At 51.5% G+C, this 2,457-nt stretch carries 3 protein-coding genes and 1 pseudogene; all 4 read left to right on the top strand.

Annotated features, from left to right (window positions below; translation table 11 throughout):
- Positions 1–663: RHS repeat-associated core domain-containing protein (locus E8E78_RS02460; protein WP_280311779.1), on the top strand; the 663-nt coding region annotated here is incomplete at its 5' end.
- Complete coding sequence (locus E8E78_RS02455; RefSeq protein ID WP_280311781.1) at positions 627–980, top strand: AHH domain-containing protein; 354 nt, start codon at positions 627–629, stop codon at positions 978–980. The genes E8E78_RS02460 and E8E78_RS02455, both read left to right, overlap by 37 nt.
- The gene (locus E8E78_RS02450) at positions 977–1,618 is read left to right on the top strand and encodes a DUF1629 domain-containing protein (RefSeq protein ID WP_230676186.1); all 642 of its coding nucleotides are present in this window, start codon (positions 977–979) and stop codon (positions 1,616–1,618) included. Before E8E78_RS02455 ends, E8E78_RS02450 begins: the two co-directional genes overlap by 4 nt.
- A 48-nt stretch (positions 1,619–1,666) precedes the next feature.
- A pseudogene (locus E8E78_RS02445) lies at positions 1,667–2,457 on the top strand (DUF6531 domain-containing protein); the annotation flags it as partial.

Below are 2,457 nucleotides of genomic sequence, written 5' to 3'. Positions count from 1 at the left end.
TATGACTGTGAGAACCGGCTGGTGCGGGCCGAGACGTTGGTTAACGGCAAGCTCGAAAGCCAAGGTGAGTATCGGTACGACAGCCTTGGGCGGCGGGTGGCCAAGCAGGCGGAAATCAACGGCGAACTCGAACAGAAGCGCTTCCTCTGGCAGGGGCTGAGGATGCTGCGTGAGGAGACGCCTGGGCAGAACATTCTGTACCTGTACGAGCCGGGAAGCTATGCGCCGTTGGCGCGGGTCGATCAGGTGGAAGGGGAAGGGCAGAAGCTTTATTACTTCCATACTGACCAGATTGGTACGCCGTGGGAATTGACGGATAGCGAGGGTGAGATTGTTTGGCAGGCTACTTACCGTTCTTGGGGGGCTGTAGAGCAACTGGCTGTTAGTGAGGTTGAGCAGAACTTACGCTTTCAGGGTCAGTACTTCGATCATGAAACTTGCTTACATTACAATACGTTCAGATTCTACGACTCTGAACTCGGAAGGTTTATATCGCATTATCCGATAGGATTGGCTGGTGGTACTAATACTTATTTGTATGCTACTAACCCCGTTCAAGAAATTGACCCTTTAGGGTGGTGTTCCACGAATCTGGGGAAAAATATGGGAGCTAGAAAAGTGACGGAATGGCAAATCATCACCTTATTCCAGAAGAAATACTAAGCAACCCACAATACGCAAATATGTTTGAGCGGCTTAAATTGGTTGGATTTAATGGTGATGGAGCGTCAAATGGGATTTTCCTGCCGGGTAGCAAAGGTTTGACGCAAAAAATCAATCTTCCGGGTCATTGGTCAAATCACGGAAAGTACACGGACGTGATTGAGTCGAAGGTTTCAAATTTAAGTAAAATGTTTGAGGCTGGGAAGCTATCTGATACTCAGTTGGTGGTAGGTATTGGTAAAATCCAAAACTTCGCGAGAGAAGGGCTTGAAGCCAACAGGTTTGTAGTGGATGCGATTACGGGGCGCTTGCTATGAGTGAGAATGAAGAGAATTACTATGTTATCAGCTATAACTCGACGGAGGCAGGATGTCCTGTGAGCATGGCAGGTTTTTTCAATTGCCAGAAATTCGAATGGGATCCCTATGAATCGAATCCTGAAAGGTTGGATATAAAGCATCACTATAGTCTTGAGTTGACGAGTTTGGATTTGGATTTTGGAAGTTTAGATTTCGATTTTTATCAGGTCGGCGCTATATATGTCTCAAAAAAATTCTTAGACGTTTGCGATAGTGTGGGTGCCAAGTACAGGGCTGTTCCCTTTGACTTGAAATCTGGAAGCAAAATAAGACAGGGTGAATTTTTTATTTTTCTTCCGGGCGAAAGCTTGGCGGCGATGGATAAAGAGCGCTCCATATACGAAGTGTCAAAAGATATTGAGAGCGGCCTCATAATTAATAGTCCGCTTTACCCTGGCTCAGTGAGTATTGATAAAATAGATTTGTTTGTGGTTTCTGAATCTGTAAAAAGTGATATTTTTCGTTGCCAAGAGACGCTGGAGTTATTTTGTAGTGAGCGGTTCTTGTTGGCGGCAAGTGATTTAAAGGGGATTTCGTTTGGCAAGGTGGATAGTTCCTATAAGTATGATCCATGGGCGGAGCTTGATGAGCTCTAAGTACTATTGATGCATGGTGATTTATAAATTATCTACTAAATATTAACCCAGTTGACCAAGGCCGGTACCCAAGCCGGCATGAAAGCCATCATGCCTTGCGCGCTGAAGTTCACTGCCGGCTTCGTCGCCGGTGAAGTGGCCAGCCGCTACGTGGTCGAACCCGTGGCCCGCAAGGCTATCGGCGGCCTGGTCGGCAACCCCGTCGACCTCACGACGGGCCGCAAGCTGATCCCCGATGAAATCGACTTCAGCCTGCCGGGCCTGATGCCGATCGAGTGGTCGCGCTTCTACGCCAGCGACCTGACGGTCGACAGCGTGCTCGGTCGCGGCTGGGTGCTGCCCTGGGAGCAGAGCCTGCGCCGCCAGGGTGCATTCATCTACCTCACCGACAACCAAGGCCGCGAAGTCCCGTTCGTGACCCTGCGACCGGGCGAACGAATCTACAACCCGCATGAGCAGGTGTACCTGGTGTGCACCGAGGGTGGCCATTACATCCTGCAGACCCTCGACAACCTGTTCTTCTACTTCGGCGAAGTGCCCGACACCAACACCGAAGTGCCGCTGCAACGCATCGAGAACGCCCTCGGCCACTTCCTGCACTTCACGCGCACGCCCGACGGCACGCTGACCGACATCAGCGCCACCGGCGGCACCCGCGTGCACCTGCACTACGACAACCCGCTGGGGCGCCTGACCGACATCAAGCGCGTGGTCAACAATGAGGCGGTCGAAACGCTCACCCAGTACCGCTACGACGAACACGGCCAGCTGAGCGCGGTGATCAACCGCAACGGCGACACCGTGCGCAGCTTCAGCTACGCCGACGGCCTGATGGTGAC

The organism is Pseudomonas sp. BN505, assembly GCF_029873175.1.
GTDB classification, from domain to species: Bacteria; Pseudomonadota; Gammaproteobacteria; order Pseudomonadales; family Pseudomonadaceae; genus Aquipseudomonas; species Aquipseudomonas putida.
Note: the sequence above shows the minus strand (reverse complement) of the source record. Positions and strands in the feature narration are given on the sequence as shown.